Source organism: Streptomyces sp. NPDC002004 (genome assembly GCF_053593975.1).
Map to the genome: position 1 here is coordinate 123,033 of NZ_JBSFDP010000009.1, position 24,779 is coordinate 147,811.

General features: G+C 72.9%; 26 protein-coding genes. 10 read left to right on the plus strand and 16 right to left on the minus strand.

Going from position 1 to position 24,779, the window contains the following annotated elements:
• The first annotated feature begins 16 nt into the window (after positions 1-16).
• Positions 17-1,432, plus strand: coding sequence for a MocR-like pyridoxine biosynthesis transcription factor PdxR (gene pdxR, locus ACWCP6_RS16710; protein ID WP_450933173.1), 1,416 nt, complete (start codon positions 17-19; stop codon positions 1,430-1,432).
• A gap of 68 nt (positions 1,433-1,500) precedes the next feature.
• On the opposite strand, the gene ACWCP6_RS16715 is transcribed toward pdxR, so the two are convergent.
• Together ACWCP6_RS16715 and ACWCP6_RS16720 are read right to left on the minus strand one after the other, a co-directional pair.
• The gene (locus tag ACWCP6_RS16715; RefSeq protein WP_450933174.1) at positions 1,501-1,767 is read right to left on the minus strand and encodes a DUF397 domain-containing protein; all 267 of its coding nucleotides are present in this window, start codon (positions 1,765-1,767) and stop codon (positions 1,501-1,503) included.
• Positions 1,768-2,628 (minus strand): helix-turn-helix domain-containing protein, encoded by an 861-nt coding sequence (locus ACWCP6_RS16720; RefSeq protein WP_450933175.1) that lies wholly within the window; start codon positions 2,626-2,628, stop codon positions 1,768-1,770.
• 182 nt (positions 2,629-2,810) lie between these two features.
• On the opposite strand from ACWCP6_RS16720, the gene ACWCP6_RS16725 reads away from it, so the two are divergent.
• Both ACWCP6_RS16725 and ACWCP6_RS16730 read left to right on the plus strand, forming a co-directional pair.
• Positions 2,811-3,395, plus strand: a complete 585-nt coding sequence (locus ACWCP6_RS16725) for an ATP-binding protein (RefSeq protein ID WP_450933176.1) — start codon at positions 2,811-2,813, stop codon at positions 3,393-3,395.
• Positions 3,383-3,823, plus strand: coding sequence for a hypothetical protein (locus tag ACWCP6_RS16730; protein WP_450933285.1), 441 nt, complete (start codon positions 3,383-3,385; stop codon positions 3,821-3,823). The genes ACWCP6_RS16725 and ACWCP6_RS16730 overlap by 13 nt, the downstream gene beginning before the upstream one ends.
• Positions 3,824-3,859: 36 nt before the next feature.
• Here ACWCP6_RS16730 and ACWCP6_RS16735 read toward each other — a convergent pair whose 3' ends face one another.
• Complete coding sequence (locus ACWCP6_RS16735) at positions 3,860-4,624, minus strand: DUF899 domain-containing protein (protein WP_450933177.1); 765 nt, start codon at positions 4,622-4,624, stop codon at positions 3,860-3,862.
• A 413-nt stretch (positions 4,625-5,037) separates the two neighbouring features.
• Between ACWCP6_RS16735 and ACWCP6_RS16740 the strand changes: the two genes are divergently transcribed.
• Positions 5,038-5,937, plus strand: coding sequence for a S1 family peptidase (locus ACWCP6_RS16740; protein WP_450933178.1), 900 nt, complete (start codon positions 5,038-5,040; stop codon positions 5,935-5,937).
• A 266-nt stretch (positions 5,938-6,203) separates the two neighbouring features.
• Here the strand turns inward: ACWCP6_RS16740 and ACWCP6_RS16745 are convergent, their stop codons facing one another.
• Both ACWCP6_RS16745 and ACWCP6_RS16750 read right to left on the minus strand, forming a co-directional pair.
• Entirely contained in the window at positions 6,204-6,992 is a 789-nt protein-coding gene (locus ACWCP6_RS16745; RefSeq protein WP_450933179.1) for a nucleotidyltransferase domain-containing protein, read from the minus strand.
• Positions 6,993-7,227: 235 nt separating this feature from the next.
• On the minus strand, positions 7,228-7,689 hold the full coding sequence (locus tag ACWCP6_RS16750; protein ID WP_450933180.1) for a hypothetical protein: 462 nt from the start codon (positions 7,687-7,689) through the stop codon (positions 7,228-7,230).
• 187 nt (positions 7,690-7,876) lie between these two features.
• Here ACWCP6_RS16750 and ACWCP6_RS16755 point away from each other — a divergent pair, with 187 nt between their 5' ends.
• Together ACWCP6_RS16755 and ACWCP6_RS16760 are read left to right on the plus strand one after the other, a co-directional pair.
• Positions 7,877-8,350, plus strand: a complete 474-nt coding sequence (locus ACWCP6_RS16755; protein WP_450933181.1) for a RidA family protein — start codon at positions 7,877-7,879, stop codon at positions 8,348-8,350.
• A 110-nt stretch (positions 8,351-8,460) separates the two neighbouring features.
• Positions 8,461-8,919 (plus strand): GNAT family N-acetyltransferase, encoded by a 459-nt coding sequence (locus ACWCP6_RS16760; RefSeq protein ID WP_450933286.1) that lies wholly within the window; start codon positions 8,461-8,463, stop codon positions 8,917-8,919.
• 36 nt (positions 8,920-8,955) lie between these two features.
• On the opposite strand, the gene ACWCP6_RS16765 is transcribed toward ACWCP6_RS16760, so the two are convergent.
• From ACWCP6_RS16765 to ACWCP6_RS16780, 4 genes are all read right to left on the minus strand, one after another.
• Entirely contained in the window at positions 8,956-9,603 is a 648-nt protein-coding gene (locus ACWCP6_RS16765) for a DinB family protein (RefSeq protein WP_450933182.1), read from the minus strand.
• A 31-nt stretch (positions 9,604-9,634) separates the two neighbouring features.
• A complete protein-coding gene (gene pip, locus ACWCP6_RS16770) occupies positions 9,635-10,630 on the minus strand; it encodes a prolyl aminopeptidase (RefSeq protein WP_450933183.1) in 996 nt (331 codons plus the stop codon).
• A gap of 9 nt (positions 10,631-10,639) precedes the next feature.
• A complete protein-coding gene (locus ACWCP6_RS16775) occupies positions 10,640-11,371 on the minus strand; it encodes a uracil-DNA glycosylase (protein WP_450933184.1) in 732 nt (243 codons plus the stop codon).
• 112 nt (positions 11,372-11,483) lie between these two features.
• Entirely contained in the window at positions 11,484-12,833 is a 1,350-nt protein-coding gene (locus ACWCP6_RS16780; protein WP_450933185.1) for a M20/M25/M40 family metallo-hydrolase, read from the minus strand.
• Positions 12,834-13,218: 385 nt separating this feature from the next.
• On the opposite strand from ACWCP6_RS16780, the gene ACWCP6_RS16785 reads away from it, so the two are divergent.
• Positions 13,219-13,866: an RNA-binding S4 domain-containing protein gene (locus ACWCP6_RS16785; protein WP_450933186.1), complete on the plus strand. Its 648-nt coding sequence runs from the start codon at positions 13,219-13,221 to the stop codon at positions 13,864-13,866.
• A 27-nt stretch (positions 13,867-13,893) separates the two neighbouring features.
• On the opposite strand, the gene ACWCP6_RS16790 is transcribed toward ACWCP6_RS16785, so the two are convergent.
• Entirely contained in the window at positions 13,894-14,586 is a 693-nt protein-coding gene (locus ACWCP6_RS16790) for a class I SAM-dependent methyltransferase (RefSeq protein ID WP_450933187.1), read from the minus strand.
• 160 nt (positions 14,587-14,746) lie between these two features.
• Between ACWCP6_RS16790 and ACWCP6_RS16795 the strand changes: the two genes are divergently transcribed.
• Complete coding sequence (locus tag ACWCP6_RS16795; RefSeq protein WP_450933188.1) at positions 14,747-15,007, plus strand: DUF6343 family protein; 261 nt, start codon at positions 14,747-14,749, stop codon at positions 15,005-15,007.
• A 103-nt stretch (positions 15,008-15,110) separates the two neighbouring features.
• On the opposite strand, the gene ACWCP6_RS16800 is transcribed toward ACWCP6_RS16795, so the two are convergent.
• From ACWCP6_RS16800 to rpsA, 4 genes are all read right to left on the minus strand, one after another.
• Positions 15,111-15,491: a tetratricopeptide repeat protein gene (locus tag ACWCP6_RS16800; protein WP_450933189.1), complete on the minus strand. Its 381-nt coding sequence runs from the start codon at positions 15,489-15,491 to the stop codon at positions 15,111-15,113.
• A gap of 209 nt (positions 15,492-15,700) precedes the next feature.
• The gene (coaE, locus tag ACWCP6_RS16805) at positions 15,701-16,309 is read right to left on the minus strand and encodes a dephospho-CoA kinase (RefSeq protein WP_450933190.1); all 609 of its coding nucleotides are present in this window, start codon (positions 16,307-16,309) and stop codon (positions 15,701-15,703) included.
• Between the two features lie 133 nt (positions 16,310-16,442).
• Positions 16,443-17,384: a PAC2 family protein gene (locus ACWCP6_RS16810; RefSeq protein WP_450933191.1), complete on the minus strand. Its 942-nt coding sequence runs from the start codon at positions 17,382-17,384 to the stop codon at positions 16,443-16,445.
• A gap of 793 nt (positions 17,385-18,177) precedes the next feature.
• Positions 18,178-19,668, minus strand: coding sequence for a 30S ribosomal protein S1 (gene rpsA / locus ACWCP6_RS16815; protein ID WP_450933192.1), 1,491 nt, complete (start codon positions 19,666-19,668; stop codon positions 18,178-18,180).
• A gap of 402 nt (positions 19,669-20,070) precedes the next feature.
• Between rpsA and ACWCP6_RS16820 the strand changes: the two genes are divergently transcribed.
• The gene (locus ACWCP6_RS16820; RefSeq protein ID WP_450933193.1) at positions 20,071-20,898 is read left to right on the plus strand and encodes a class I SAM-dependent methyltransferase; all 828 of its coding nucleotides are present in this window, start codon (positions 20,071-20,073) and stop codon (positions 20,896-20,898) included.
• Positions 20,899-20,999: 101 nt separating this feature from the next.
• Positions 21,000-23,543, plus strand: a complete 2,544-nt coding sequence (gene hrpB, locus ACWCP6_RS16825; RefSeq protein ID WP_450933194.1) for an ATP-dependent helicase HrpB — start codon at positions 21,000-21,002, stop codon at positions 23,541-23,543.
• On the opposite strand, the gene ACWCP6_RS16830 is transcribed toward hrpB, so the two are convergent.
• A complete protein-coding gene (locus ACWCP6_RS16830; protein ID WP_450933195.1) occupies positions 23,533-24,531 on the minus strand; it encodes a DUF3068 domain-containing protein in 999 nt (332 codons plus the stop codon). The genes hrpB and ACWCP6_RS16830 overlap by 11 nt on opposite strands.
• Positions 24,532-24,554: 23 nt before the next feature.
• Positions 24,555-24,689: an SPW_0924 family protein gene (locus ACWCP6_RS16835; RefSeq protein WP_450933196.1), complete on the minus strand. Its 135-nt coding sequence runs from the start codon at positions 24,687-24,689 to the stop codon at positions 24,555-24,557.
• Between the last annotated feature and the right edge of the window lie 90 nt (positions 24,690-24,779).

Genomic DNA, 24,779 nt, shown 5'->3' on the forward strand with positions numbered 1-24,779 from the left:
TGTAGGGTGCATTTCCGTGGCAGAAACATGGGTCAATTCAGCAGAGCGCATCGGGTCCGATCTGCATCTGGAGATGTCCGGGGCGGGCAGCCGCCGCGCCGCCCTCATCTCCGCGTTGCGGGACTCCGTCCGCTCCGGGCGGCTCGCCCCGGGTACCCGGCTGCCCCCGTACCGTTCGCTCGCCGCCGACCTCGGCGTGGCTCGCAACACGGTGGCCGACGCCTACGCCGAGCTGGTCGCGGAGGGCTGGCTGACCGCGCGTCAGGGCTCCGGGACCAGGGTCGCCGAGCGCACCGAACCACTCGGCGGCCCCATCCGCGTACCCAGGAAGGCGCCGCCGCCCGCCCGGGGCCCGCGCCACGATCTGCGTCAGGGCACCCCGGACGCGTCGTCCTTTCCGCGCGGGGCGTGGCTCGCGTCGTACCGGAGGGCGATGAACGCCGCGCCCAACGAGGTGTTCGGGCCGGGCGATCCGCGGGGCCGCATCGAGCTGCGGACCGCGCTGACCACGTATCTGGCACGGGCCCGGGGGGTCCGTACGGAGCCGGGGCGCATCGTGATCTGCTCGGGCTTCGCGCATGCGCTGCGCCTGCTCTTCGAGGGCGGTGTGCTGCGCGGCCCCCTCGGGGTCGAGTCCTACGGGCTCGGTTTCCACCGCGCGCTGCTGGCCGCCGCCTCGGTGCGTACGGTGCCGCTGCCGCTGGACGAGCACGGCGCCCGGGTCGAGCGGCTGGGCAGGGAGCGGGCGGTGCTGCTGACGCCCGCTCACCAGTTCCCGACCGGCGGGCCGCTGCATCCGGAGCGACGCGCGGCCGTCGTCGACTGGGCCCGGGCACGGGGCGCGGTGGTGCTGGAGGACGACTACGACGGAGAGTTCCGCTACGACCGCAGGCCCGTCGGTGCGCTCCAGGGGCTGGATCCGGAGCGGGTGGTGCACATCGGTTCGGTCAGCAAGAGTCTGTCGCCGGCGCTGCGGCTGGGCTGGATGGTGCTGCCGGAGCCGCTGGTCGGCGGGGTGCTCGCGGTCAAGGGCGAGCGTGAGGGGTGGGCGAGCGTGCTGGACCAGTTGGCGCTCGCCGACTTCATCGAGTCGGGGGCGTACGACCGTCATGTGCGGCGGATGCGGCAGCGTTACCGGAGGCGGCGCGATCAGTTGGTGGCGGCGCTGGCGGAGCGGGCGCCGCAGGTGGAGGTCACCGGGATCGCGGCGGGGTTGCACGCGGTGCTGCGGTTGCCGGGCGGGACGGAGGCGACGGTGGTCAAGGCCGCGGCGTGGGAGGGCGTCGCCCTGAACGGGCTCTCCGAGTTCCGGCACCCCGAGGCTCCGGCTGCGGGCGCGCCGGACGGGGTGGTCGTCGGGTATGCGACGCCTGCGGAACACGCCTACGGCGCGGCGCTCGATGCGCTGTGCACGGTGCTGCCGCCCGGGTGAGCCGGCCGTTGCGCCGGGTCACCGCGGTTCCAGAACTGGAGTTCGGGCAAAAAGGTGACGGCGGTGCGTCATGACAGCAGGAAGTCGGCTTCGCCGGCCTTGGCTCCCTGGATGAACGCGGTGATCTCACCGGGCGTGTAGATCAGCGCGGGGCCGTCCGGGTCGGCGGACTGCCGGACGGCGACCCTTCCGTCGGCCAGTTTCATGGCCTCGACGCAGTTGCCGCCGTTGCCGCCGCTCCAGGGCTTGTGCCATCCCTCGGTGCCGAGGTCGCGGGCGGGCATGCCGTTGTAGATCCGGATGCCGTCGCGTATGCGGTCCTTGCTCCGGTCCATTCACCACTCCTTGCGGAGACTCTTGAGGATCTCCCGTGTGCGATATGCCGTCGCGGCCTGGGCCGCCATGCGGTCCATGACCTCCAGATGGGTGGCCACTTCGGCACGCGCATCGAGGTAGACGGCCCCGGTCAGGTACTCGCTGTAGACCATGTCCGGCAGTTCCGGCACAGCGAAGCGGAACAGCACGAACGGGCCGAAGGTGCCCGGGTGCGGCCCGGTCGCGAACTCGGCGATCTGGAGCGTCACATGCGGCAGCTTCATGACCTGCAGCAGCTTGTCGATCTGGGCGCGCATCACCTCCGGACCGCCGACGGGGCGGCGCAGCGCGGTCTCGTCCATCACCATCCACAGCCGCGGGGCGTCCTCGCGGGTGAGCAGCGCCTGCCGCTGCATGCGCAGCGCGACGTGCCGCTCGGTGTCCTCGGGGCTGGTCTGGCCGATCGCGCCGGAGCGCATGACCGCGCGGGCGTATTCCTCGGTCTGCAGCAGCCCGGGCACGAAGTGCGGTTCGTACGAACGGATGAGGCTCGCCGCACCCTCCAGGCTGACGTACATCGAGAACCAGCCGGGCAGGATGTCGTGGAACCGCTGCCACCAGCCCGGCTTGTTCGCTTCCTCCGCCAGGGTGATGAACGCGTCTGCCTCGTCGTCCGGGACGCCGTACGACTTCAGCAGCAGATGGAGGTACGGAATCTTGAGCGCGACCTCGGCCATCTCCATGCGGCGGACCGTGGCCGGGGCCACGCGCAGCACGCGCGCGGCCTCCTCGCGCTTGAGGCCGGCGCGTTCGCGCAGGTCCTGGAGGCGACGACCGAGGACGACCTGCCCGACCGTCGGCGCGGACCGCGGTTCGCTCACGCCCGAAACCTCCCACTGGTCCGATGGCCCGAAAAAAGCCCCGGTGCGATGCGTCAAGGCTTCACCCAACTGGGGCGGTGTGGCGAGCCGTTGCGAGCAGTGTGCCACGGGCATCGACGAAGGAACACTGCACTCTGCACATTTCAGAGTGCCACTTGCCAAGTGTTCACGGCGGGGAGATAGTGGCAAGCGTGACTCCGTCCGCGCCGTTAGGAACAGACGCCATCGAAGCCGCACCCGGGTCCATCGAAGGGGCGCGCACCGGCGATTCCGCCGAGCGCCGCTTCCGCTTCGAGCTGGCCGCGCACCCCAGCTCCGCGGCACAGGCCCGGCGCGTGACACGCGCCCGGCTGAGCGGCTGGGAGGTCTGCGAGGACACCTGCGCAGCGGCCGATCTGGTCGTGACCGAGCTGGTCACCAACGCGATCGTGCACACGGCGTCACGGCAGATCGTCTGCGAGCTGCACGACGAGGACGAGCTGGTGCGGATAGCGGTACGTGACGAAGGGTGCGCTCCTGGTGAGCCGCACCCTTCGCCGCAGCGGCCGGAGGAGGAGCACGGGAGGGGGTTGCTCCTCGTCGCGGCCGTCTCCAGCGCGTGGGGCGCTCACGAGACCGGCCCTGGGCTGCTGGTCTGGGCGGAGCTCCCACGCGACGGAGGCAATGGGCACGGGGGAATGCCGGGGGGCGCTGCAGGCGCGCCCCGCGGCGCGGCGGGGGCCGAGGCGGACGGAATCCATGGGACAGGGGCTGACTGGGCGTGCTGACACCGCACGCCCTGAGCCTCGGCACGCTGGCGGGCCTCGCCGCCCACCGGCGCCGCACCCACGGTGTCCCGTGCGCCCGGCTCCCGCTGCCGCCCGGCATGAGTGACCCGCTCGGCCGTGACGCGGTCGCGGTGCCCGCGGCATACGGGCCGGCCCTGCTGGCACGGCTGCCGCACGCGGGGTGCGTGTACTCCGACGGGGTGCACTGGTGGTGGATCGTGCCGGCCGACTCGGACGTGGCGCTCCCATGGCCTGCGCCCGCGCACTATGCGACGGGGGCGGTCGTCGCCGACGGGGACCGGCAGCCCCGTCTGATCCATCGGCCGGGCGGCGGCACCATGCCGTACACACCGCCGATTCCGCTGTACCTGGCGCTGTGCCGTATGACGGGGACGACGCCGGCCTGGTCGCGGCCGGTCAGCGCGTGACGCGTCGCGCCGCGTGGTGTCCGCGCGGGTGAACGGTCAGTCCTCGTACTCGTCGTGGTACCGCACCCGCGGGCTGCCCGCCGGGGCGCCCGGACCGCTCGCGCGGCCCTCCGGTTCCTCCCATTCCTCCTGCCGGCCGAGCGCGGTGAGGTCGAGGAGGGTGGTGGTGGAGCCGATCCCCTCGAGGCCGCGCCCGAAGGCCGAGTACGTGTGGAAGACGCGCTCGCCGTCGCGCAGGAAGCAGCTGAGGCCCGGCAGTTCGAACGGCTGGTCGCCGTCGATGCAGTAGCCCGTGCCGGCCAGCCGGTGTTCCTCCTTGGTCCGGTAGTTGTACTCGACGGGCGCGACGGACTCGTCGAAGGAGACGTGGAAGTCGTAGTTGAAGTCGCTGCCGTACGAGGAGTACCAGGGCACCGTCCAGCCCATGCGCGCCTTGAACGGCAGGATCCTGGTGAACGGCGCACGGGAGACCGCGGCGAACGCGGTGCCCCGGGCGCGCAGATGGGCCAGGTGTCCGATCTGGTCCAGGAACGCCGAGCAGCTGCGGCAGCCGGCGTCCCACGACGGGTCGAACATGAAGTGGTGGACGATCAGTTGGGCCCGCCCCTCGAAGAGGTCCGGAAGTGCCACCTTGCCGTCGGGGCCCTCGAAGATGTACGGCCGGTCGATCTCGACCATGGGAAGCCTGCGCCGCTCGGCGTTCAGCGCGTCCCGCGCGCGGGTCGCGGCCTTCTCCTTGGCGAGCAGCTCCTTGCGGGCGGCGAGCCATTCGCCGCGGCCGACGATCTCCGGGAGCGACATGGTTCCTCCTGCGGACGGTACGGGTTCCTCTCCTGGTGGACCTCCCGGAGATACGGAACTCATCGGCCGCCGGCTCAGAAGCTGCCGTGGGAGCGAGTGTTTCGCGCCGCTCTGGGCCGGCGACACGGAGGATTTCCCGCCCCGCGGGGTCGGCGTCGAAGTGGTCCGCCGGCCCCGCGGGGCGGGAAGTCCCACGGCCGTTCCGTGGCGTGAACCGCCCTGCCGCTCCGTGCCGTGAATCCACCGGCCGGCCCGGCCGCCGGGCCGGCCCGGGCCCGGCCCCTCGTCCGAAAACTCCCGAACTCGGCTGCGCGGCGCCCCTGTTCGACATGCGATCGCTCTTGTCCGCTGACGCCGTCGCCATCACAATGCGCATGACAATGACACCTCCTGTTCGGGAGAGGACCCCCCACATGAAGAGATCCCTCGTCGGTGCGCTGTTAGCGTTCGCGCTCGCCGGAACCGGTCTGGCCGGGGCCGGCGCCGCGCCGGCATTCGCGGCGGACCACGACTCCGCCGGCGTCACGGCCGCGGGCGTCAAGGCCGCCACGAGCCACAGCGCCCCGACCGTCAAGGCCGTCACCTTTGCGGGAACCGTCGCGCTCAGCAACTGCTCCGGGTCGGTCGTGCGGATGCCCGCATCGCAGCCCACGGACCCGGCCATCGTGATGACGAACGGCCACTGCCTGGAGACCGGATTCCCGGAGCCGGGCGAGGTCATCGTGGACCAGCCGTCCAGCCGTTCGTTCAGCCTGCTGGGCGCATCCGGCAACAAGGTGGGCACGCTGCGCGCCAGCAAGGTCGCGTACTCCACGATGACGGACACCGACGTCACGCTGTACCAACTCACGCGTACCTACCAGCAGATCGAGAGCACCTACGGCATCAAGGCCCTGGAGCTCACGGACCAGCACCCGGTGCAGGGCACGTCGATCAAGGTGGTGTCCGGCTACTGGAAGCGGACGTACAGCTGCTCGGTCGACGGGTTCGTCTACCGGCTGAAGGAGGGCGACTGGACCTGGAAGGACTCGGTCCGCTACACCTCCGCCTGCAACACGATCGGCGGCACATCGGGCTCGCCCGTGATCGACACGGCCAGCGGCAAGGTGGTCGCGGTCAACAACACGGGTAACGAGGACGGCGAGCGCTGCACCGTCAACAACCCGTGCGAGGTCGACCAGAACGGTGCCGTCACCGTCCGGCAGGGCATCAACTACGCCGAGGAGACCTACGGCATTCCCGCCTGCTTCGGCGTCGGCAACAAGCTCGACCTGAACGCCCCCGGCTGCGCACTGCCCAAGGCAGCCGGTTAGCGCGAGCGGTGCGGCGGACTGCCCGGGCGGCGCGGCGTGGCGGCCGCCCGGGCGGTCCACGCGTCGCGTCGGACGGTCACACTCCGCCCTGCGGACCCCGCTCGCTCCGGCACCGTCCCGGGACGAGCGGGGTCCGTCCCGGGGCCCGTGAGATCCGTCCCGGGACGAGCGGGGTCCGTCCCGGGGCGCGTCCCCTGCCCGGCGGGCGAGGCTGCCCGCGGTCCTCCGGGCGAGCGGGGTTCCTGCGCGGACCCCGGGCCCTCGGGCTACGCGGGGGCCGCCGCCGAAGCGAACAGCGCCTCGGTCGCCGCGACCGCCCCCACCAGGACCTCGGGTTCCGGCGTCAGCGACGCGAGGATGTCGTCGACGCCCCGCAGCCCGGCGCGGCCCAGCAGCCGCTTCTCGTTGGTGACCCACTCGCCCCGCTCGGCCAGGATCGCATGGGCGGTCTCCATCGCCGCCGTGGCGACGCAGCCCGCGACCTCGGTGAGGCGGCCGCGCGGCGCGTGATGGGCCTTTGCGTAGGCGAGAGTGGCCGTGGCCGTGCCGCGCCACTGGCCGGGGGCCGTGCGGCGCAACGGCTCGGGATAGTCCGGGCGCGGAAGCTCGCCGCGCAGCACACGGTTGACGGCCAGTTCGGCGACGATCAGATAGCTGGGGATGCCGGCGAGATGGAACATCAGCGGCTCCCGGTGGAAGCGTCCTTCCCGTGCCTCGGCCAGCTCGTGCTCGACGACGTCGAGGTCCCGGTAGTGCACGTCGACGCGACGCCCTTCGACCGTCAGCCAGGCGCCGCCGTTGAAGACGCCGCCTCCCCAGCCGCCGATCTCGGAGACCTCCCCCTCCCAGCCGAGGGAGCGCAGGGCACGCAGGTCGGCGGGATCGAAGTCGCCCCGGTAGTAGACGCCGACGTCCCAGTCGCTGTCCGGACGCTGGACGCCCTGGGCCCGTGACCCGCCGAGCGTCACGGCCCGTACGGTGGGGAGCGCGGCGAGGCTGTCGGCGACCCGGTCCAGGAATCCCTCGTCGGGCGGAACTGACGTGCGGTGGTCCACAGCGGTGCCTCTCCTCGATCCACGGGGCGACGGCCGGCCCGCCCCGGCCCCGCGGCGGCGCGGGCCACGTCCGCCGCCCCGCTCCCCCGGCTCCCGGTCGGCCGACTCCGGCCGCCGGCTCCTGGCGCCGGCTCGTGTCGTCTCCGGGTCCGGAGCCGCTCAGCCCGGACCTGTCGACTCGGAAACCGCAGCGTAGGCCTCCTCGGCTCAGGAACCGCAGCGTAGGACCCGCGGCTCAGGAACCGCCACGGGATTCCCCGAAGTTGAGGTCACGCATGGTGTGGGCCTGCACCACGGCGTGCTGCACACCTCCGCTGATCACATTGCTCACGGCACCGCCGTCCCTGCCCCGGTCCGGTTGGTCGCCCGCCAGCTCGTCCAGCAGCGCACGCAGTTCCTCGGCGGCGGCAGGGTCGGCCCGCAGAGCCCGCCGCAGCCGGCTGCGCCACTCCCTCTCGAGGTCCTCGGCGGTCGCCGCGTCGTCGGCGTCACGAGCGGCGACCAGTTCGTCCCGCGCAACGTCCAGCTCGCCGCGCGCGGTCTCCAGTTCGCCCTGCGCGGCCTCCTCGTCACCCCCACGGCGACGCACGAAGAACGCGGCCACGCGGTCGCGCACCGCCGTCCATCCGTCCCCCACCATCCGCTCCACGAGCGCCGTCGCCCCGGCCGTCGCCAGTGCCGTCAACTCCGCGTCCACCGAACCCCCTTGGTCAGCATGTGCCGGACGCTCCACCGTAGCCCGCCGCCGCGCACCGGTGTCCCGGTCGGCCGGAATCGAGGGCCGGGCGCGGCACGGCCCCGGTCCGATAATCGGGTGCGCGCCCGCCTCGTCCCGGTGCAGGCTCGGCAGATCGGTCGTCGATCGGTCGTTCCCAGGAGGCCCCGTGATCCGCCGCACCACCGTGCCCACGCTGTTCCCGCCGCCCACCTATGCGCATGTGTCGGTCGTGGAGGCCGGGACACGGCTCGCCTTCCTCGCCGGGGCCGTGCCGCTGGACGCGGAGGGGAACCTGGTCGGGCCGGGCGATCCCGTGCGCCAGGCCGAGCAGGTCGTCGCCAATCTCGAGGAACAGCTGCGCGCCGTCGGCAGCGACCTGGCACGCGTGCTGTCCACCGAGGTGTACGTGGTGGCGAGCGAACCGAGCGTGCTGTCGGCGGTATGGGACGTCGTGGAGCGTTCGGGGCTGAGCGCGGGGCCGCACTCCTCGACGTTGCTCGGAGTCGCCTGCCTCGGGTACACGGGGCAACTCGTCGAGATCACGGCGGTCGCGGTCGCCGGCGGAGACAGCGACGGCGAGCCTCCTGCGTGCGGCCCCGCCGATCCCGGCGAGGACTCCTCCGGCGACAGCGGCCGCTGAGTCCGCCGGGGTCCGCGGGTACCGCGGGCGACTGCCTCCCCGGGGGGCGTGCCCCGAAATCCGTGTGCGCCGTGGCCCGTTCCTCTGAGAACGTCCGTCCCGTGGACACGATCGAATTCCCTGTCGAACTCCGTCCGGCGACTGTGGCCGATGCCGCCGCCGTCGCCGACGTCTGGCTGCGCTCCTTCGCCGCCGCCCTGCCGACCGTCCGGCGGGCTCATTCCGACGACGCGGTACGCGCGTACTTCCGGGAGGTGGTCGTCCCTGCGGGCGGGACCTGGGTGGCGGACGCCGCCGGCGATGTCGTCGGCATGATGGTGCTGGAGGAGGACGAGCTGGCGCAGCTCTACATGGATCCGGCGTGGCGGGGCCGGGGCGTCGGCGACCGCTTCGTCGCCCTGGCCAAGGAGCGCAGCCCCGGACGGCTCGCGCTGTGGACCTTCCAGGTCAACACGCCCGCCCACCGTTTCTACGAGCGCCACGGTTTCGTCGCGGTGGAGCGCACGGACGGCAGCGGCAACGAGGAGCAGGAGCCGGACGTGCGGTACGAGTGGCGTCCGCGCGCCTGAGCGGGGCCGGCCGGGCCCGGTCGGCCGCCCGGCTCCCTAGGGAGCGTCGTGCCGGTCACGCGGTGCCCCGTACCAGCGCCATGAGGTGCGCCGGGCGTGGCCGGGCAGTTCGCCGCGCCCGGTGGCCCACAGCAGCGTGGGCCAGGGGGCGGTGTCGGCGGGAGCGTCCGGGAAGAGACGGTGGAGCACCCGCGCGCAGAGCCCGGCGGGCGGCGACCAGGACAGTCGGAGGCCTTCGGCCAGGTCATGGGTGTGCACCAGCGTCTCCACGACGCCCATCGCGGCGAAGCCCTCCGGGTCCGACGCCCCGGAGCCATGGTGGGCGCGGACCTCCTCCGGTGTCGTGCGCACCATCGCGACCAGCAGCGCGCCGCTCGCCTCCAGCACCTGCAGCAGTCCCGCGGGCCCGGCGTCTCGGTTCGCGTGAATGGCGTTCGCGGGTCCGCCGGGCCTGCGGCTCTCCCATACGAAGGGCACCTCGCGCTCCAGCGGCGGTGTGCGCAGGCCCAGTTGGGCGGCGTAGGCGAACAGGTCGTCGCTCAGGTGCTCGACGGTTTCCCAGCAGTTCCACTCCAGGCCCCCCGCCTTGCCGTCCCAGGCGTCCGGGGGTGCGGCGCGGAGGGCGGCCACGGCGAGCCGGACGGCCTGGTCGAGGTCGTCGGCGGTGACAGGGTCAGTGATCATGGCGGGACGCTACCGCACGTGCCGCGAGCCGTCAGTGGCTCGAGCGGCGGGACGGTTCGCGGGGCCGACGGGGCCCGGCGCCCGCGTACTTGTCCGTCGCCGCCACCAGCGCCTCCGCCACGCCGGGTGCGCCCGCGTCGTGACCCACGTCGTCCACGGTGATCAACTCGCTGTCCGGCCACGCGTGATGGAGCCGCCACACGATGCCGAGCAGATTGCCGACGTCGAGGCTGCCCTGCACCAGCGTTCCCGGGATACCCTTCAGGAGCGGCGCCTCGCGCAGGATCACTCCGTCCTCCCCGAGGAAGTGGTCGCCCGCGAAGTAGTGCGTGACGATCCGCGCGAACGCCGCCCGGAACTCGGGGTCCTCGTAGCGCGGCACGGAACGGGGCGGCGCGGGCACGATGGCCGTCTCCCAGTCGGTCCAGGCCCTCGCCGCGGCGGCCCGCACCGCGGCGTCCGGCGACTCCAGGAGCCGGTTGTAGGCGGCCGCCTGCCCGCCGGTCCGCTCACCCTGCGGCACATGCCCGTGGAAGCGTGCCCACGCCTCCGGGAAGAACCGCCCCAGTCCGCGTGTCAGCAGCTCCACTTCGGCCCGGGTGCCGGTGGCGACACCGGTGAGGACCAGTTCCGAGACGCTGCCGGGATGTGTCTGGGCGTAGCGCAGCCCCAGCACGGAACCCCATGAGCCGCCCCAGACCAGCCAGCGCTCGATACCGAGCCGACGGCGCAGCAGCTCCAGGTCGGCGATCAGCCGCGGGGTCGTGTTGACGCTCATGTCCGTGTCGTATGCACTGGCGTGCGGCCGCGACCGCCCGCAGCCGCGCTGGTCGAGCAGGATCACGCGGTACGCGTCCGGGTCGAAGTAGCGGCGGAAGCCGGGGGTGCAGCCGGAGCCCGGTCCGCCGTGCAGGACCACGGCGGGCTTGCCGCGGGGATTGCCGCACGCCTCCCAGTACACGTGGTTGCCGTCGCCGACGTCGAGCATGCCCCGCTCGTACGGTTCGATGTCCGGGTAAAGGGCCATCGCGGCAGCCTATCCGGGCTCGGGATCCGGGAGCAGGCCTGCGGTCCGGGCGGCGACGGCGAGCGCGGTGCGCAGCATGTCGGGGGTGAGCCGCCCGGTGAAGGTGTTGCGCTGGCTCACGTGGAAGCAGCCGAACAGGTCGAGGGGGGAGCCGCCGGGTTCGGCCGGTGCGAGCGTCACGTGCGCGCCGTGCGCGAACACCGGCCGGGGGCGCGGTACCCGCCAGCCCGCCTCGGCGAATGCGGGCAGCGCCGCCTGCCAGCCGAAGGCTCCGAGCGCCACGACCGCGCGGAGACCGGGGCGCAGCAGGCCGAGTTCGTCGACCAGCCAGTGCCGGCAGGTGTCGCGTTCCTGCGGGGTCGGCCGGTTCGCCGGCGGCGCGCAGTGCACGGGCGATGTGACGCGGACGCCGCTCAGGGTGAGGCCGTCGTCGGCGGACACCGAGGTCCTGCGCGACGCCAGACCCAGGTCGTACAGGGCGGCGAAGAGCGCGTCGCCCGAGCGGTCCCCGGTGAACATACGGCCGGTGCGGTTGCCGCCGTGCGCGGCTGGGGCCAGGCCGACGATCAGCAGGCGCGCGTCCTGCGGGCCGAAGCCGGGGACCGGCCGGCCCCAGTAGGTCTCGTCGGCGTGGGCGGGGCGTCTGGTGCGCGCGACCTCCTCCCGCCAGGCGACCAGACGGGGGCAGGCCCGGCATTCGGTGATCCGTGCGTCCAGCCGGGACAGCGGGGTGGTGCCCATGCCGTCCACCGTACGGGGCCGCGAGCGCGGGTCGTGGGCGTACGGGTACGGGGCCGCGTCCGCGGACGGCGGTCATGGTCACGCGGGCCCGTGGGGGGGCCGTCCCGGGCCCTCAGCTCCGTCCGTCGTCAGGGCCGGACGCGTAGTCGCGGACGAAGGCCGCCAGCGCGACGACGGTGTTGCGCAGCTCCGAGACGAGGACGCGTTCGTTCGGGGCGTGCAGATTGCACAGGTTGTCCTGGGCGCCGAACAGCAGCACCTCGGCGTCGGGGGCCGCCTGCGCCAGACCGTTGACCAGCGGAATCGAGCCACCGGTGGCCACGTACGAGACGTCCTCGCCCCAGGCCTCGCGCAGGGCGGAACGGGCGGAACGGTAGGCGGGGCCGTCCGTGGCCGCCTCGTAGCCGGGGCCGGTGTCGCCGGGGCTGACGACGAGGGGAACGCCGAAGGGGCGCAGTGACAGCAGATGACGCACGAGCGCGGACTGCGCCTCGGCCGGGTCCTGTTTCGGGTGGACCCGGAGATTGAGTTTGGCCCGCGCATAGGGGACGACGGCGGACGCGGCGCCCGCGACGCTCGGTGCGTCGAGGCCGATGACCGTGAGCGCCGGCCCGCTCCACAGCCGCTCGCCGAGGCTTCCGGTCCCCATGAGCGGCAGACCCTCCAGAACGCCGGCGAGGTCCCGGAACTCGTCCTCGGTGTAGCCGCTGCCCGTCCACTCCGTACGGCGCAGCCCGGGGACGGCGACGTCTCCGTGCACGTCGTGCAGGGTCGACAGGGCCTTGACCAGGACGAGGAGGGCGTCGGGGGCGGCACCGCCGAACTCCCCGCTGTGCCGGGGCTCGTGGAGGGTACGGGCTTCCACGATCACGTCGCAGGTACCGCGCAGCGCGGTGGTGAGCGTGGGTGTTCCCGGGCGCAGATTGCCGAGGTCGGCGATGACCATGGCGTCGCACGCGAACCGCTCGGGATCACTCGGCGGATAGGCGTCGAACGAGCTCCCGTACTCCTCCTGCCCCTCGATCACGATCTTGACGCCGACGGGCGGTCGGCCGTCGTAGACGCGGAGCATGCCGAGGTGCGCGACGACGTTCGCCTTGTCGTCGGCGATGCCCCGGGCGCGCAGACCGCCCTCGACGGGCGTGGGCGCGAACGGCGGCGAGTGCCACAGCCCCTCGTCGCCCGGCGGCTGTACGTCGTAGTGCGCGTACAGGAGGACAGTCGGTGCGTCGGGGGTCGGCGGTGGGATCTCGCCGTAGATCACGGGGGCGGTGTCGGGGAGGTCCAGGGTCTCGACGCGGGGCACTCCGGCGTCGCGCAGAAGCTCCACCACGAGGTCGTGCGCCTGCCGTACCGGTTCCTGCGGAAAGCCCGGGAAGGCCACCGAGGGAATGACGGCGAGCCGCTCCAAATCGTCCAGGAGGCCGTCCATCAGCGTGTCGACCTTGGCCTCGACCTGCATGTTCGCTGTGCCTCCCGTGTCCGGATGCATCCCAGCTTGGCGGGGCGGGCGGTCCCCCGCATCCGGGGAGCTCCGGGTGGACGCGGTCCGCGGGCTCCGGGGGCGGGGGCGGGCGCGGGAAGGGAAGCCGTGCGGGGCACCCGACCGGGAGCCGGACCCCGCGGCATCAGGGGGCGGCAACCGGACGACGGCGGCATCGCCACCCACCGGGCACGACCGGCGGGCCGGACAGCACTCGGGGCGCGGGTCACGGGGCCCGGGCGGCATGGGGCACCGGGAGGGCCGCATGGAGCAGAGGAGAGACGGCGTGGGGCACCGGAGAGACGGCCACGGGGCACCGGAAAATGGGTCCGGGCCCGGGCCGTGCGAGGACTAAGGTCGAGGCATGGCTTCTGGGACGACGGACGGCGGGACGGACACCGCGAAGGGCGGGGCCGGCAGCGGCAACGGCGGTACGGACACCGCGAACGGCGGCACCGTGCGCGTCGACAGCTGGATCTGGTCGGTGCGCCTGGTCAAGACCCGTTCCACGGGTGCGGCGGCCTGTCGCGGCGGACATGTGCGGGTCAACGGCGAGCGTGTGAAGCCCGCGCACGGCGTCCGCGTCGGTGACGAGGTCCGGCTGCGGCACGCGGGCCGCGAGCGGATCGTCGTCGTGAAGCGTGTGATCCGCAAGCGGGTGGGTGCCCCCGTCGCGGTCGAGTGCTACGTCGACAACAGTCCGCCGCCCCCGCCCCGCGAGGCCGTGGCCCCTGCGGGCGTGCGCGACCGCGGCGCGGGCCGTCCCACGAAGCGGGACCGCCGCGAACTCGAACGCCTGCGGGATCTGGGCGGGCTGGGCTTCGGCCCCGGCGTGGGGGCGCCCGGGTTCGGGACGCCACCCGCCGCCGGCCCGCGCAGCGGGCGCGCCAAAGGCTCCGGCTCAGGCTCAGGCTCCGGCTCCGGCTCCGGCTCCGGCTCCGGCTCCGGCTCCGGCTCCGGCTCCGGCTCCGGCTCCGGCTCCGGCTCCGGCTCCGGCTCCGGCTCAGAGTGAGGCTCGGCCGCGCGGCTCAGTCTCTCGTCACGCCACCGGCAGGGCCCGGACCCATGTCCGGTCGTCGGTGAGGTAGCGGTCGACCTTCAGCCCGGCGTCACCCAGCGCCGCCTCGAAGGCCTCCTGGGTGAGGGGCCGGGCCAGGAACGTCTGCGTCCAGACGGCGTCGGGGAAGACGTACTCGGCACGCACCGAGTTCACCCCGTCGCCCACCGGCTCCGACGACACGATCCGTACCGTGAAGCCGCTGGGGTCGATCCTCTCCCGCGGTACGTTCGTGTGGTAGCCCTCGCCCTCCCGCTGGATCAACACGCAGCCGTCGTGGGCAACATGGCGCCGACAGGTGTCCAACAGACCCTGACGCACCCTCACATCACCGGCGTGCACAAGGAACGACGCGAGCATCACCACGTCGAACGTCTCGCCGAGGTCGAGCTTCTCGATCGGGCCGCATATCGTGCGCGCACCCCGGACCCGGTCCAGCATCTCCTGGGACTCGTCCACGGCCGTGACCGCGAATCCGCGCTCCAGCAGGGGGTGCGTCATCCGGCCCACTCCGCTGCCCAGTTCGAGGATGTGCGCCCCCGGCGGGACCGCCGCCGCGATGACGTCCGCCTCTCCCCCGGCGGGCAGGCGGGAGTACAGGTCCACCGCGCATCCGTCCGGCGTGATGGCGCCGGGTCCCGTCCCCGCGTATCCCTTGCGCATCTCCGGGCTCATACCAGGTCTCCCCTCGTCGCATCCGGCTTCGCTCCCGTCCGGTGAACGCACCGCGGGCGCCCTGAGTGCCCGCCCGTCTCACTCCGTGCGGGGTTTTCGTTTCGCAGGGTGCTCGCAGGACACTGGAAGGAGCACTCCTCCCGGGAGGAGAGGGATCACGATGCGTACGGGCAGTGAACCGGTGACCGCGCGCAGTCCGCTGCGCATGCGCTTCTGGCTGAGTGTCTGGGGGTTCATCTGGACGGCGGCCGGCACGAGCGCATTCGCGCTGGTCGGACGGCCGGGCTGGGCGGCGGCATGCGGCGTGCTGTGGCTGATCATCACGATCGACATGGCGATGGTGGTCCGGCACATCCGGCAGGGCCCGCACTTCCAGCCGGGCCGGGACGTTCCGCCGTATCAGCCGCCGTCGAGCCGTTGAGAGCCGGTCCGGCGGGGGCCGTCGGGGCACGGCGGCCGTAGACGGGCCGGTCGGGGCGCAGGGGGGTGCGGGCGTGGGACGGTGGGTCCTGGTCCGCGGGGCCTCAGGTCTCGAAGCGGGCTGCCGCCACGTAATCCGGCTGGGGGTCGAGTGCCGCGGCGAGGCGGAAGTGCCGCAGGGCCCGGTCCGGCTGGTTGGCGCGTTCGTAGGTGCGCGCCAGGGCGAAGTGGGCGTAGGCGTTGTCCGGCTCGTGCTCGACGATGTGCTGGAACTCCCGCTCGGCCGACCTCAGCTGGGCCGACGCGAAGTACGCGCGGGCCCGCAGCAGCCGGGCGGCGCGGCTCTCGGGGTGGGCCTCGATCAAGGGATCGAGCAGCTTGATGGCACCGCGCGGGTCGCGCGCGTCCAGCAGCTTCTCGGCGGCGCGGAAGGCGATCACATGCGTCTCCGGAGTAGGTCCGGTGGGTCCGCTGCTCTCGGGCACGATTCAGTCCTTCCCTCGCTGCACTGAATCAACGCCCGGCTCCGGGAGCGTATTCCGGTCCCCGCGCCCGACGGATGCTCCGTTCACCCCGCCGCGGCCGTACGAGGACCGCCTCACGGACATCCGGGGCGGCACCACCCGGCGGTCACGCGCCGGACGCCCCCTCCCCCGGCCCCGGGTGCGCTCTCGGCCGGCGGTTCCCGGGCTTCTCAGCCGACGGGCTCCCGGGCCCGGCGCTCCAGGTCGGTCCATACGGCCCGGACCCGTCGTCCGAGTTCGTCCAGCGGCACATCGTTGTCGATCACGACATCGGCGATCTCCAGGCGCTTGTCCCGGGTCGCCTGTGCGGCCATCCGGGCCCGTGCGTCCTCCTCGGTCATGCCGCGCAGCCGCACGAGCCGGTCCAGCTGGGTCTGCGGGCTCGCGTCGACGACGATCACGACGTCGTACAGCGGCGCAAGGCCGTTCTCCGCGAGCAGCGGCACGTCGTGGACGACCACCGCGTCGTCGGCGGCCGCCTCCTGCAGCTCGGCGGAACGCGCACCCACCAGCGGGTGCACGATGCCGTTCAGCGTGGCCAGCTTCCCGGGGTCGGAGAAGACGATGCTGCCCAGCCTGGCGCGGTCAAGGGACCCGTCCGGCGCGAGCACCTCGTCGCCGAAGGCCTCAACGACGGCGGCAAGTCCGGGGGTTCCGGGCTCCACGACCTCGCGGGCGATCCTGTCGGCGTCGATGAGCACCGCGCCGCACTCGACGAGCCGTCGCGACACCTCGCTCTTGCCGGCACCGATGCCGCCGGTCAGCCCCACGGACAGCACGCCTGCGCCTCCACCAGATACGCCCCGTCTGCGCGGGGACACGTTCCGACTCCCGTTACCGCGGTCGGACCCGCCTGGTCCGTCCCGCGACGGCGGGCAGGGGCGGGGCGCGGTCACCGCGCAGCCTAGCGGATCATCCTCCGTCGCCCTCGCGCTCGGCGAGGAACCGCTCGAACTCCTGCCCGATCTCGTCCGCGGACGGGATGTCGACGGGTTCGGCGAGCATGTTGCCGCGGCTCTCGGCGCCGGCCGCCGCGTCGTACTGGTGCTCGAGGCCCTGGATGAGCGCCACGAGTTCCTCGTCGCCCTCCTGGATCTGCCGGTCGATCTCGGTCTGGGTGCGGTGGGCCTCGGTGCGCAGCGCGTGCGCGACGCCGGGCACGACCAGTCCGGTGGCGGCGGTGATGGCTTCCAGGACGGTGAGCGCCGCGTCCGGATAGGCGGAGCGGGCGATGTAGTGCGGCACGTGCGCGGCGACGCCGAGCACGTCGTGGCCGGCCTCCAGGAGCCGGTATTCGACGAGCGATGCGGCGCTGCCGGGAACCTGCGCCTCGTCGAACGGGGAGCGGTGGCCCGGGACCAGGTCGGACCGGTTGCCGTGCGGAGTGAGACCGACGGGGCGGGTGTGCGGTACCCCCATGGGGATGCCGTGGAAGTTCACGGACAGGCGCACACCGAGCCGCTCGATGATCTGCTGCACGGCGGCCGCGAAACGCTCCCACTCGACGTCGGGCTCGGGCCCGGACAGCAGGAGGAAGGGAGCGCCGGTCGCGTCCTGGACGAGCCGTACGTCGAGCGTGGGCTCCTCGTAGGAGGTCCAGCGGTCGCGGCGGAAGGTCAGCATCGGCCGGCGGGCGCGGTAGTCCACGAGCCGGTCGTGGTCGAAGCGCGCCACGACCTGGTGGGGCAGTGAGTCGAGGAGCCGGTCGACTATCTGGTCGCCGGTCTCACCCGCGTCGATGTAGCCGTCGAAGTGGTAGAGCATGACCAGCCCGGCCGACTCCTGGGCGAGCGCCATGTCGACGACTGCCAGGCCTTTCGGCTCCCATGCGTACAAACCCTGCGGATCAAGCACAGTGACCGCTCCTCCTCGTGTTCGTACAGCAGAACGCGCCCCGGGGCGCGGGCATTCCCGCCCGCGCTCCTTCACAGCCGATTCCCCGGACTTCGCCGTGGATACCCGGAGACCCCTTCGGCGGCCGCTGCGGGCGCACGGATGCCCGCCCGCGCCGCACCGTGGCCACGAGGAGGCACGCCTGCGGGCAGGACGACGGTCCGGAGGGCGGTGGCGCGCCGGCTCCCGGCCTCGCCGGTCAACTGCGCGTCGGGAGCGCCTTGTCGAGGGACCTGACGGGCCATGCGATGGGCACGGCGTCGACCGGTCCGCGCCTCTGGACGTCCCGCTTCCTCGGGCAAGTTCGTCTCTCGGCACGGAGGTTGTCCGGGCCGCACGACTCTTCCCGTCGCACAGGGGCTCGTTCCGGTCCGGACCTCGACACGGGTATGGCCCCTCTTGCGGTCACGGGGCAACAGGCGTTCATGAACACGCCCAGCATTCATCCACGTAGAGGCCCTTCGCAAACGGGGAGGTCCCCGCCCCTCTCGCCCGGACGCGGCTTGTCCCCCCGCACTCCCCACCGTCGCGGCGCTCACCGATACGGGAGCTCCGACGGCACTCGCGTGCCCCGCACGGCGCGAGGCCGCCGAGAGTGGCAGGCGGTACGGGCGGCGCGGCACCGGCCCACTCGGCGCCGGCTCCGCGCCGGCGCGGCACCGAGCACCCGTACCCGAGCGGCAAACGCACCGGGACCCGCACCCCTGAGGGTGCGGGTCCCGGTGTTCAGCGGCTAGCGCCTAGTGGCAGGCGTTCAGCTCTGGCCGCCGGCCAGCTTCTCGCGGAGCGCGGCCAGGGCCTCGTCCGAGGCGAGCGCGCCGGAGTTGTCGGCCGACTCCGAGGAGTACGAACCGCCGGACGCGGCCGGAGCAGCGGCCTCGCCACCCTCGGCAGCGGCCTGGGCGTCCGCCTCGCGGGACTTGATGACCTGCGCCTGGTGCTGCTCGAAGCGAGCCTGCGCCTCGGCGTACTGGCGCTCCCACTCCTCGCGCTGCTTCTCGTAGCCCGGCAGCCAGTCGTTGGTCTCCGGGTCGAAGCCCTCGGGGTAGATGTAGTTGCCCTGGTCGTCGTACGACGCGGCCATGCCGTACAGGGTCGGGTCGAACTCGACCGCCGACGGGTCGGCACCGAAGGACTCGTTGGCCTGCTTCAGCGAGAGGCTGATGCGACGACGCTCGAGGTCGATGTCGATGACCTTGACGAAGATCTCGTCGTTGACCTGGACGACCTGCTCCGGGATCTCGACGTGGCGCTCGGCCAGCTCGGAGATGTGGACCAGACCCTCGATGCCCTCGTCCACGCGGACGAACGCACCGAACGGCACCAGCTTGGTGACCTTACCCGGGACGACCTGACCGATCTGGTGGGTCCGGGCGAACTGCTGCCACGGGTCCTCCTGCGTCGCCTTCAGCGACAGGGAGACACGCTCGCGGTCCATGTCGACGTCGAGAACCTCGACGGTGACCTCCTGGCCGACCTCGACAACCTCGGACGGGTGGTCGATGTGCTTCCAGGACAGCTCGGAGACGTGAACCAGACCGTCGACGCCACCCAGGTCCACGAAGGCACCGAAGTTGACGATCGAGGAGACCACACCGGAACGGACCTGACCCTTCTGCAGGGTCGTGAGGAACGTCTGGCGGACCTCGGACTGGGTCTGCTCCAGCCAGGCACGGCGGGACAGGACCACGTTGTTGCGGTTCTTGTCCAGCTCGATGATCTTCGCCTCGAGCTCCTTGCCCACGTAGGGCTGGAGGTCGCGGACACGGCGCATCTCGACCAGGGAGGCCGGGAGGAAGCCGCGGAGGCCGATGTCGAGGATGAGACCACCCTTGACGACCTCGATGACGGTACCGGTGACGATGCCGTCCTCTTCCTTGATCTTCTCGATGGTGCCCCAGGCACGCTCGTACTGGGCGCGCTTCTTCGAGAGGATCAGGCGGCCTTCCTTGTCCTCCTTCTGAAGGACAAGGGCCTCGATCTCGTCGCCGACGGCGACGACCTCGTTCGGGTCGACGTCGTGCTTGATCGAGAGCTCGCGGCTCGGGATGACACCTTCGGTCTTGTAACCGATGTCGAGCAGGACCTCGTCCCGGTCGACCTTCACGATGACGCCGTCGACGATGTCGCCGTCGTTGAAGTACTTGATCGTCTCGTCGATCGCGGCGAGGAAGGCTTCCTCGTTACCGATGTCGTTGACCGCAACCTGCGGGGTGGTGGCGGTGGTCTCGGTGCTGCTCGTCATGTGGGAAAGGGCTCCGGTACGGACATGAAGTCGTAGGTACTGCTACGCCGGGAGCCCGTTTCGCTCTGCAGAAGCCGGACAGCCTAGGAGGCGCGTCGTCCGAGTTCCTCCGGAAACCCGGAGAACACGGGGAGCACCTCGACAACCGAGGGGACATACATACAGATGCGAGCGCAGCCTGCTCTGTCTGAGGCGCGCAGGCCCGCAGCGCAACTTGTAGCATACGGGCGCGGCCGGGCATGGTCAATGCGCGAAGCCGCCCACCCGGGACGGATCGCCCCATACCCGGCACACATCATGTCGTGCCAGGCCACACGCGCCGCATCGCACCGATACCTCCGGCGCGTCGCGCGCCGGAGCCGACCGGTCCGCCGCGCACCCGGTCGACGGGAGAATACGACGATGGAGCCGATCATCCAAGAGTCCGAACTGCCCGAGCCCGAAGCGACCCGCCGGGCCGCCGGCGCCGCGGAGAGCAGCCACGCCAATCGCGGCTGGTGGGACCGCAACGCCGACGAGTACCAGCGCGACCACGGTTCCTTCCTGGGCGACGACCGCTTCGTCTGGGGGCCGGAGGGGCTGGACGAGGCCGACGCCGGGCTGCTCGGGCCGGCCGCCGAGCTGAAGGGCAGGGACGTCCTGGAGATCGGGGCCGGCGCGGCGCAGTGCTCGCGGTGGCTCGCCGCACAGGGAGCCCGTGCGGTGGCCCTGGACCTTTCGCACCGCCAGCTCCAGCACGCGCTGCGTCTCGGCGGCGACGGCGTGTCGCTGGTCGAGGCCGACGCGGGTGCGCTGCCCTTCGCGGACGGTTCCTTCGACCTGGCCTGCTCGGCGTACGGCGCGCTGCCCTTCGTGGCCGATCCCGTGGCGGTGCTGCGCGAGGTACGCCGGGTGCTGCGCCCGGGAGGCCGCTTCGTCTTCTCCGTCACCCACCCCCTCCGCTGGGCGTTCCCGGACGAGCCCGGCCCCGAGGGCCTGTCCGTCTCCGCCTCCTACTTCGACCGCACGCCCTACGTCGAGCAGGACGAGGACGGCAGCGCCGTATATGTGGAGCACCACCGCACCATCGGCGACCGGGTCCGTGACGTCGTGGCCGGCGGCTTCCACCTGGTGGACCTCGTCGAGCCGGAGTGGCCCGCCTGGAACACCCAGGAGTGGGGCGGCTGGTCGCCCCTGCGCGGGCATCTGATCCCGGGCACGGCGATCTTCGTCTGCGTCCGCGCGGACTGAGACGCGCGACGGTCGGCCCGGGCATGGTGGCCCGGGATGGGGGTGATCTCGGGGTCGGACCCCGAGGACGTTCCGCGGGCCGGTCCGGGAGACTTGTGGGCGTGATCCGCACCGATGCCATCGAACGGCTTCCCGTCGCGTCCGCCGTGCCCGCGCTGCGCGGCGCCCTGGACGAGCGGGGCGCCGCCGTGCTGTGCGCGCCGCCGGGCACCGGCAAGACGACGCTCGTACCGCTGGCGCTGGCGGGACTGCTCGGTGACGGGCCCGTCCGGCGGGTCGTCGTCGCCGAACCCCGGCGCATCGCGGCGCGTGCGGCGGCACGGCGGATGGCGTGGCTGCTGGGTGAGCGGGTCGGCGACAGCGTCGGGTACACGGTGCGCGGCGAGCGGGTCGTGGGGCGGCAGTCGCGCGTGGAGGTGGTCACGACCGGTGTGCTCCTCCAGAGGCTCCAGCGGGACCAGGAGCTGACCGGCGTCGATGTGGTGATCCTCGACGAGTGCCACGAGCGGCATCTCGACGCGGACACGGTCGCGGCATTCGTCCTGGACGTGCGCGAGGCGCTGCGGCCGGAGCTTCAGCTCGTCGCCGCGTCGGCCACGACCGACGCCGAGGGCTGGGCACGGCTGCTGGGCGGTGCGCCCGTCGTCGAGGCCGAGGGCACGTCCTATCCCGTGGACGTGGTGTGGGCGCCGCCCGCCCGTCCGGTGCGTCCGCCGCACGGGATGCGGGTGGATCCGGCGCTGCTCGGCCATGTCGCCTCGGTCGTACGGCGCGCGCTGGCCGAGCACGACGGTGACGTGCTCTGCTTTCTGCCGGGCGTCGGCGAGATCGCCCGTGTCGCCGGCCGGCTCGGGGACCTGCCGGACGTCGAGGTGCTGCAGGTACATGGGCGGGCCCCGGCGGCGGTGCAGGACGCGGTGCTCGCCGGCGGCCCCGGGCGCCGGGTCGTGCTCGCCACGGCCGTGGCGGAGTCGAGCCTGACCGTGCCGGGGGTGCGGGTCGTGGTCGACGCGGGGCTTGCGCGGGAGCCGCGGGTGGACCATGCGCGGGGCCTCAGCGCGCTGACCACGGTGCGGGCCTCCCAGGCCGCGGGCCGGCAGCGGGCCGGGCGTGCGGGCCGTGAGGCGCCGGGGGCCGTGTACCGGTGCTGGGCCGAGGCGGAGCACGGGCGGCTGCCGCGGTATCCGTCGCCGGAGATCAAGGTCGCCGACCTGACCGCGTTCGCTCTTCAGGTGGCCTGCTGGGGCGACCCGGACGCCTCGGGGCTCGCGCTGCTGGACGCACCGCCCGCGGGCGCCATGGCGGCGGCCCGGGAGGTCCTCACGGCGATCGGTGCGGTGGACGCCGCCGGGCGGGGTGACAGGGTGCCCGGGGCCGCGGGCTCGGGCAGGGTCACCGAGCGCGGCGTCCGGATGGCCCGGCTGGGCGTGCACCCCCGGCTGGCGCGTGCCCTCGTCGACGGGGCGGCCGAGATCGGCGCGCGCCGGGCCGCGGAGGTCGTGGCGCTGCTGTCGGAGGAACCGCCCCGGGAGTACGGGGACGACCTGGCGGCGGCCCTGCGCAGTGCGCGGCGCGGAGGCGACGCCTACGGCTCACGGTGGCGGGCCGAGGTCGAGCGACTGTCGTCGGCGGTGGCGGTTCCGGAGCCCGGGGCCCCGGGGCTGTCGGACGAGCAGGTTGCCGGACTGGTCGCCGCGCTCGCGTTCCCCGAGCGGGTCGCCCGGATACGCGGGGAGGGCGCGTATCTGATGGTGTCCGGTACCGGGGCCGAGCTGGCTACCGGGTCGGCGCTGTGGGGGGCGCCGTGGCTGGCCGTCGCCGTCGCGGACCGGCCGGTGGGGGCCGGCCATGCACGGGTGCGCCTGGGAGCGGTCGTCGACGAGGAGGTCGCGCTGCGGGCCGCCGGGGCGCTGCGGGCCGAGGGCGACGAGGTCGCCTGGGCCGACGGGGACCTGGTGGCGCGGCGGGTCGCCCGGCTCGGCGCGGTCGAGCTGGTGGCGCGGCCGCTCCACCGGGACGCCGATCCCCGGCTCGTACGGGAGGCACTGCTGGAGGGGCTGCGGCGGGACGGCCTCGGGCTGCTGCGCTGGACCCGGGAGACACAGGGGCTCCGGCAGCGGCTGGCCTTTCTGCACCGGCACCTGGGCGAGCCCTGGCCCGAGGTGTCGGACGAGGCGCTGCTGGGGCGCGCCGGGGAGTGGCTGGAGCCGGAGCTGGGCCGTGCGCGGCGCCGCGCCGATCTGGAGCGCATCGACGCCGGACAGGCGCTGACGCGGCTGCTGCCGTGGGCGACCGGTGAGGCGGCACGGCTCGACGAACTGGCGCCGGAGCGCATCGAGGTGCCCAGCGGCTCGCGCATACGCCTCGACTACACGGAGGCCGAGCGGCCCGTGCTCGCCGTGAAGCTTCAGGAGATGTTCGGGCTTGCGGCGACACCCGTGGTGGCGGGGGTGCCGGTGCTGGTGCATCTGCTGTCGCCCGCCGGGCGCCCGGCGGCGGTGACCGCGGACCTGGCGTCGTTCTGGCAGGACGGCTACCGGTCGGTGCGGGCGGAGCTGCGGGGCCGGTATCCGAAGCATCCGTGGCCGGAGGACCCGGCGAAGGCGGAGCCGACCCGGCACACGAACGCGCGGCTCAGGCGCTGACGGGTTCGGGGTCCGGTGACGGGCGCCCCTCGGGCGCCGGGTCGCCGGGGCGTCTGCTGCGGGCCTCCAGCACCAGGGACAGGGTGAGGAGCGCTGTGCCGAGGCCGAGGAGGCCCCACGGCAGATAGGAGGTCATCAACAGGACCAGCACCCGCTGGGACTTCACCAGATGCACCGTGTAGGCGATGTAGTCGTCGCGCATCTTCACGTGCCCGGAGAAGGCGGTGACCTTGTCGCGGCCGCCGAGGAGGGTGCCGCCGCGCAGTTCCTCCTTGTGGATCTCCTCGCCGTAGACGGGCGCGCCGGTGACCGGCTCCACCCAGAACCTGCGGACGGTCGTGTACCAGCGCGTGGTGCCGGTCCTGGCGACCGATTCGGGCGTGATGCCCTTGACCGGCATCGTCCTGGGCATGGGGACCTTGGTCCAGGGGACGGTCTGCTCGAAGTAGTAGACCTTGACGCCGCGGAAGTCCCGGGTGCCCTTGTAGTGGATGGGGGCGGTGATGCGGGCCTGGGCGTCGAAGTACTCGTAGTCCCGTTTCTCGGTGAGGAAGGGCCATTTGAACTCGATGCCCTCGCGCTTCACCGGGTCGCCGTCGACCATCTCGCCGGTGGCGTGGACGGGTTCCTGGCTGTGTGCGTCGAAGATGTACCGCTCGGGGATCTCGGAGACCATCTTGCCGTCCGGCCCCTGGACGTAGGAGAGGGAGTCCCAGACGACGACGTCACGTCCGGCGCTCGCGCCGATCTTGCCGGCCTCCTCCACATTGCCCTTGAGGGTCTGCACGACGGTGACCTTGTCGACCTTCTTGGCCTGCATGGTGCCGTAGTCGAGGAGGATGGCGGGCTTCGCCTCCAGGACCATGTCCTGGTACTGGCCGGGCGGGATCTTCGCCAGCCGGGGGAAGGCGTACCAGCGCAGTAGGGGCGACAGCGCCGTGCAGAACACGGCGAGGGCGAGCAGGATCAGGCTGGCCTTGCGGCGCATCGACGGCACTCCCTCCGGGTCGCTTACGGGTGCTTGGGGACGGTGGTGAGCAGCGGCTTCGGCGAGGTCGTGCCGGGCGGCGCGCCGACGGCCGTGACGGTGAGGACCAGGGCGAGGGCGGCGGCGAGGCCGATCGCGGCGGCGATGAGGGCACGCATCCGGGCCTCCCGTTGCGATGCATCTGATGCAGCGTCAGGACGTTGGGGCTGGGGCACCGTAGCAATGGCGGGGCGAGATGAGAACACGTT